Origin of the sequence: Proteus genomosp. 6 (assembly GCF_040139785.1) — a bacterium.
GTDB lineage: Bacteria > Pseudomonadota > Gammaproteobacteria > Enterobacterales > Enterobacteriaceae > Proteus.
On sequence record NZ_JBEEVJ010000027.1, the window covers coordinates 1 to 6,604 of the forward strand.

Sequence of the window (6,604 nt, forward strand, 5' to 3'; positions counted from 1 at the left end):
TCGCGAAATTTCGCAGTCGCGACGCCAGAGACCGAGGGTTAGATCATGCCTAGCATTCACCTTCCGGCCGCCCGCTAGCGGACCCTGGTCAGGTTCCGCGAAGGTGGGCGCAGACATGCTGGGCTCGTCAGGATCAAACTGCACTATGAGGCGGCGGTTCATACCGCGCCAGGGGAGCGAATGGACAGCGAGGAGCCTCCGAACGTTCGGGTCGCCTGCTCGGGTGATATCGACGAGGTTGTGCGGCTGATGCACGACGCTGCGGCGTGGATGTCCGCCAAGGGAACGCCCGCCTGGGACGTCGCGCGGATCGACCGGACATTCGCGGAGACCTTCGTCCTGAGATCCGAGCTCCTAGTCGCGAGTTGCAGCGACGGCATCGTCGGCTGTTGCACCTTGTCGGCCGAGGATCCCGAGTTCTGGCCCGACGCCCTCAAGGGGGAGGCCGCATATCTGCACAAGCTCGCGGTGCGACGGACACATGCGGGCCGGGGTGTCAGCTCCGCGCTGATCGAGGCTTGCCGCCATGCCGCGCGAACGCAGGGGTGCGCCAAGCTGCGGCTCGACTGCCACCCGAACCTGCGTGGCCTATACGAGCGGCTCGGATTCACCCACGTCGACACTTTCAATCCCGGCTGGGATCCAACCTTCATCGCAGAACGCCTAGAACTCGAAATCTAACGTCCGTTCGGGCATCGAGGTCCATGTCGGGGTGGGACGGGCCCGTGGCTTCAAGATCACTTGCAGTCCGACCGCGATGTCTTGGTTGCGCGAGAGGTTGTCGATATCCTCCACTTCCATCATCAACCCTGGATAATGCCGCCGCCGTCATCGCCGCCGACGCCCGTGCCGGGCTTTTCGGGCCTGTCAGGCTTGCTCGGCCTTCAGCCTGCCTGGGCGAGATCTCCGGCGGACGGATTAACGGCGGAGCTTCGCCGCCTTTCGTGCGTGTGAAGGCCGAAGATAGTTCTCTCAAAAACATCCGTTTATGAGAGATACCAAAGCCGACAGTCTGCCGAAGGTTGAAGGTCTCTCAAAACTGCCTCTCGCTTCCGATCTCTCACCGATCTACGTTTCTAAGTGTTTTGAGAGGAGAACAGCATGTTGGTGGGGTACGCCAGGGTTTCGACACGTGATCAAACCCACGCTGTTGATTTGCACCCAAATTTGACCCGGGATTTGCATTGAATTTTGACCCACCCCTTGTTGTCAGAATTATGTCTCGATTTTCAGTTTGCGGGTCTGTTTTTCCTCCTGCTTATTCTGAGTTGAACTGTGTTTGAAGCGGTAACTTTCATTGCCGGTTTCCAGGATGTGGCAGTGGTGGGTTAGTCGGTCCAACAACGCTGTTGTCATCTTTTCATCGCCAAACACTCGGCTCCATTCCGAGAAGCTCAAGTTGGTGGTCAGTATCACGCTGGTTTTTTCGTACAGCTTTGAGAGCAGGTGAAACAGCAGTGCCCCACCGGTTTGGCTAAAAGGCAAATATCCCAGCTCATCCAGAATCACCAAATCGGCATACAACAGACGGTTTGCGATTTGTCCCTGACGCCCAGATGATTTCTCTTGCTCCAGTGCATTGACCAAATCCACGGTGGAGAAGAAACGCACCCGTCGGTTCAAGTGCATCACTGCTTGTGTACCAATGGCTGTGGCCAGGTGAGTCTTGCCTGTGCCTGGCCCACCAATCAGCACCACGTTCTGGGCTTGTTCCATGAAGTCGCACCGGTGCAATTGTTTGACCGTGGCCTCATTAACCAGGCTTTGACTGAAGTCAAAGCCCACCAAGTCCCGATACACGGGGAACTTGGCCACCCGCAATTGATAGTTCACCGAACGTACTTCACGCTCTGCCACTTCAGCTTTAATCAAGCTGTCCAGCATGGGCAAGGCTTGATTAAATGCTGGTGAATTCTGATTGCCCAACTCCTCAATGGCGTGTGCCATGCCAAAGAGTTTCAAGGATTTGAGGATTCTCACATGGCCTTCATGCTGCATCATGGGCTCTCCTTAAACTGTCATAGCGGTTCACGTTGGCCTGTGGTTCCAATGTCAGCCTTAACCCCTTGGGAATTGGAATCGGTTTGGGTGGAGGTTCTTCGGTCAAACGTCCCAACAGATTAAGCACATGCTCCTTCGATGGCTTGCCACACTCCAATGCCAATTCCACAGCACTGAGTACCGCACCTTCATCGTGGTGCAATACAAGGGCCAGAATTTCCACCATGTCACGGTCACCGCCGGGGCGTTGCAGCAAGATGGATTGAAGCTTCTTGAACGCGGGTGGCAATTCAGCAAATGGCGCACCATTGCGCAACGCCCCAGGTTTCTTCTGAAGCACAGACAAGTAATGGTGCCAGTCGTATTGTGTGTGGCCACGCCGAGCGTGGCCACTGCCAAACAATCTTGGATGCTCGGCAATGTGTTGGCCTTCGGCAGCCATCACCAGCTTGTCTGCATAAATCCGAAGGCTGATGGCCCTGTTGGCGTAACTGGCAGGAACGCTGTAGCGATTGCCCTCGTGGTGAACAAGGCAGGTTGAAGTGACTCGCTTGGTTTGCTCCACGAATGCATCAAAGGCATTGGGTAGCGCCATCAACTCGCCTTGTTCATCGGCAAAGGCCTCTTGCACGGTTTGGTCCAATTCGGGGTGGCGCAGCTCAGACCACAGCGCTTTGCAGCGATGCTCAAGCCACACATTCAAATCAGCAAGGCTTTGAAAGTCTGGTGCCCCTTGCCACAGGCGTTGGCGGGAATCCTGCACGTTCTTCTCAATCTGGCCTTTCTCCCAACCCGATGCTGGATTACAGAACTGCGCATCAAACAGGTAGTGGCTGACCATGGCAGTGAACCGCTGATTGACCCTGCGCTCTTTGCCACGCCCCACCGAATCCACAGCGGTCTTCATGTTGTCGTAGATGCCGCGCTTGGGAATGCCACCGAAGATTTGAAAGGCATGCCAGTGGGCATCAAACAGCATTTCATGTTTTTGCTGGTAGTAAGCCCGAAGCACAAAGGCCCGGCTGTGGGCCAACTTAAACTGGGCAATCTGAAGTTTGACCTGTTTGCCCGCTATGCGGGCAAAGTCCTCACTCCAATCGAATTGGAAGGCTTCGCCACAAGCAAAGCGCAAGGGGATGAAACAACCCTTGCCCGAGGTTTGCGCCTTGAACTGTTCGGAATCTTTCCACTGTCGGGCAAAGGCACACACTCGGTCATAAGACCCGGTAAAGCCCAAAGCGACCAAATCCCGGTACATGCTGCGCAGGTTTCTGCGCAGCTTCTTTGTCTTTTTGTGCTCGGTGGAGAGCCACTGCCTTAACTTGGGCTCAAAAGGACTTAACTTGCCAACGCTGTCTCGCGCTGGGTACTGCGGTTCAACCACCTTGCTTTGCAAATACTTGCGAACGGTGTTCCTGGACAGGCCGCTTCGTCGGGCTATTTCCCGAATCGACGCACCATCGCGAAAATGCCAGCGTCGAATTGCGCTCAATATCGCCACGTTTATCACTCCTTGATTTCTCCCGCCATATCCAGACGGGAAACAGTGTCATACGTGGGTCAAATTTCGACGCAAATCTTTACCCTAAGTTGGGGTGCGGACAAAATCTTGGACTACTTTAGGAGTAGTTCATGTATTCGTATGAAGATCGCCTTCGAGCCGTGAGGTTGTACCTGAAGCTTGGGCGCCGGATGAGCGCCACACTACGGCAGCTGGGATACCCCACCAAGAACTCGCTGAAGGCCTGGTTGGCAGAATTCGAACGGAATCAGGATCTTCGCCGAGGCTATCAACGGATAAAACGGCAGTACACCGATGAGCAAAAGCAACGGGCAGTAGATCACTATATCGAACAAGGCTACTGCCTGAGTCACACAATCCGAAGCCTGGGCTACCCAAGCCGCGAGGCCTTGCGTGCCTGGATCCGTGATTTACGCCCTGAATTCGCTAGGACGGTCGTCGGCAGCAGCGCTCCCACAGTCGCCCGCTCTCGCCTCGAGAAGCAGCAAGCCGTCATTGCACTGAACCTGCGCGTAGGTTCGGCAAAGGATGTGGCCGACACTGTCGGTGTATCGCGACCAACGTTGTATAACTGGCAGCATCGATTACTTGGCAAAGTGCCCCTAAAACCCATGACAAAGAAGAAAGGTGACACCTCGCTCGAGCAGCGGCATGAGGCACTACTCAGGGAACTGGCCGAACTGGAGAGCCAGAACCAGCGGCTTCGCATGGAGAATGCAATTCTGGAGAAGGCGAGTGAATTGATAAAAAAAGACATGGGCATCAACCCCCTCGAACTGACAAGCCGAGAAAAAACGAAGGTGGTTGATGCCCTCAGAGTCACGTTTCCATTAGCCAATCTGTTGTGCGGCCTGAAGCTGGCGCGCAGCACATACTTCTATCAACGCCTGCGGCAGACGCGGCCCGACAAGTACACGCAGGTGCGTGAGGTCATTCGGACTATCTTCGAGGACAACTACCGCTGCTATGGCTATCGACGCATTGATAGTGCCTTGCGCCTTGGTGGCATGCGTGTGTCCGAGAAGGTCGTGCGTCGCTTGATGGCGCAAGAGCGTCTGGTCGTGAGAACACCGCGCCGCCGGCGCTTCTCGGCGTATGCTGGCGACCCGACACCAGCGGTCCCGAATCTGCTGAATCGCGACTTTCACGCGTCGGCGCCGAATACGAAATGGTTGACCGATCTGACGGAAATACACATTCCGGCAGGGAAGGTCTACGTCTCGCCGATCGTCGATTGCTTCGATGGGCTGGTGGTGGCCTGGAATATCGGCACCAGCCCGGATGCGAACCTGGTCAATACCATGCTGGATCACGCGGTACGGACACTGCGACCCGGTGAGCATCCGGTTATCCATTCGGACAGGGGCTCGCATTATCGCTGGCCTGCGTGGATCCGCCGCACTGAAAATGCCCAATTAACGCGGTCGATGTCCAAAAAGGGCTGCTCGCCAGACAATGCTGCATGCGAGGGCTTTTTCGGACGATTGAAGACCGAACTAATCTACCCGAGGAATTGGCAGCACGTGACGCTGAAAGACCTCATGACGCGAATCGATGCCTATATCCACTGGTACAACGAGCGCCGCATCAAAGTGTCGCTTGGCGGGCGTAGTCCCATCGAGTATCGTCATGCGATCGGATTGATGTCCGTATAAACCGTCCAAGAAATCGTCCGCACCCCCAGTGGGTCAATTTTAGATGCAACTCAACAGGCCATGCTGAGTGTGCGATGGTTGATCGCTTCCTCGCCGCTCTCCACGGCGACGATGGCCGCCGCCATCAGCAAGTGCGCCAGTTCCCCTATGGTGCCCTCGCTGCGTGTGAGCAGGTAGCGAGCCATGTCCAGCGTGGCAATTGGGGAAGGCCGGCGCAGCGGGAGCGAAGCGGCGAAGCTGGCCAGCAGTGAGCAGCAATCGTCGTTGGCCTCCCATACCGGCAGCATCATCGGCTCGAAGCGATTTTCCAACTGGTCATCGGAGCGGATGGCTAGGTAGGCGTCGCGCGTGCCTACCCCAACCAACGGGATGCGCAGTTCGTTGCCGAGGAAGCGCAGCAGGTTGAGGAATTCCCGGCGGTTGACGCTGTTGCCGGCCAGCACGTTGTGCAGCTCGTCGATCACCAGCATGCGCACGCCGACCTTGCGCAGCAGTGCCAGAGCCAGTTGCTCCATTTCCGGCAACCGTGGGCGTGGGCGCAGCGGCGCGCCCATCGCGGCGAGCAGCGCGACGTAGAAGCGGATCACGGACGGCTCGGACGGCATCTGCACGACCAACACCGGGATGTGCTCCTGGTCGGCGTCGGAGCTGGCCGGGTGGGTGCGGCGGAACTTCTCGACGATCATCGACTTGCCATTGTTGGTCGGGCCAACCAGCAGCAGGTTGGGCATGCGTTGCTTGTTTGGCCACGCATAAAGGGCTTCCAGCCGGTTCAGCGCCTCGACTGCGCGCGGATAGCCGATCCAGCGGTCGGCGCGAAGGCGCTGGATGCGCTCGTCCGCCGGAAGACGGGCCAAGCCCTGGGCCGCCGGCAGCAGGTGGGACAGGTCGATGATGGGATATTCGTCCACGGCTACCACTCCTCAATCTGGTCGAACGGTTTGGCGGGTGGCAAGTTGTCTGCCTGCGGGTCGGCAATATCCGTATCCGGCGGAACGGGCTTGTCCGGCCGAGCTGATGTCTTGAGGTGCTGGCGGCGATCCGCGTCACGCCGCGCCTTGCGTGTGGCCTTCTGCGCGCTGGTCACAATCTCACGCATCTGGCCGATCATGCGGAACAGCGCCGACTCATCCACCTGTTCGCGCCCTTGCTGCCGCAGTTTCGCCAGCGCCTGCCGTTGTTCCCAGAGGGTGACAGCCGGATGCGACAAGGTACGGTAGGGAATTTCCAGGTAATGCTGTCCCTCCGGTTCCAGGACCCAGATACGGCTGATGTCGCGCGGATCGCGCCGGATCAGAAAGGACGGCCAGCGTTCACGCCGCGCAATCCACGGCTTGAGCGCATCGGCGGGCACTGTTGCAAAGTTAGCGATGAGGCAGCCTTTTGTCTTATTCAAAGGCCTTACATTTCAAAAACTCTGCTTACC

Annotated in this window: 6 protein-coding genes; 2 read left to right on the forward strand and 4 right to left on the reverse strand. The window is 57.3% G+C overall.

The genetic code is table 11. From position 1 onward, the window contains the following. Positions 1-180 precede the first annotated feature (180 nt). Complete coding sequence (locus ABN212_RS18425; protein WP_000376623.1) at positions 181-681, forward strand: GNAT family N-acetyltransferase; 501 nt, start codon at positions 181-183, stop codon at positions 679-681. A gap of 534 nt (positions 682-1,215) precedes the next feature. Here ABN212_RS18425 and istB read toward each other — a convergent pair. Together istB and istA are read right to left on the reverse strand one after the other, a co-directional pair. Beyond that, positions 1,216-2,001 (reverse strand): IS21-like element IS1326 family helper ATPase IstB, encoded by a 786-nt coding sequence (gene istB / locus ABN212_RS18430; protein WP_000983249.1) that lies wholly within the window; start codon positions 1,999-2,001, stop codon positions 1,216-1,218. Continuing rightward, entirely contained in the window at positions 1,988-3,511 is a 1,524-nt protein-coding gene (istA, locus tag ABN212_RS18435) for an IS21-like element IS1326 family transposase (protein WP_001324342.1), read from the reverse strand. Before istA ends, istB begins: the two co-directional genes overlap by 14 nt. 122 nt (positions 3,512-3,633) lie before the next feature. Here istA and ABN212_RS18440 point away from each other — a divergent pair, with 122 nt between their 5' ends. Continuing rightward, complete coding sequence (locus tag ABN212_RS18440) at positions 3,634-5,178, forward strand: IS3 family transposase (protein WP_349443561.1); 1,545 nt, start codon at positions 3,634-3,636, stop codon at positions 5,176-5,178. 50 nt (positions 5,179-5,228) lie between these two features. Here the strand turns inward: ABN212_RS18440 and ABN212_RS18445 are convergent, their stop codons facing one another. Beyond that, positions 5,229-6,089 carry a TniB family NTP-binding protein gene (locus ABN212_RS18445; protein ID WP_000344784.1) on the reverse strand — a complete coding sequence of 287 codons (861 nt, stop codon included), beginning with the start codon at positions 6,087-6,089 and terminating at the stop codon, positions 5,229-5,231. Between the two features lie 2 nt (positions 6,090-6,091). Beyond that, a complete protein-coding gene (locus tag ABN212_RS18450) occupies positions 6,092-6,574 on the reverse strand; it encodes a Mu transposase C-terminal domain-containing protein (RefSeq protein WP_001044207.1) in 483 nt (160 codons plus the stop codon). Between the last annotated feature and the right edge of the window lie 30 nt (positions 6,575-6,604).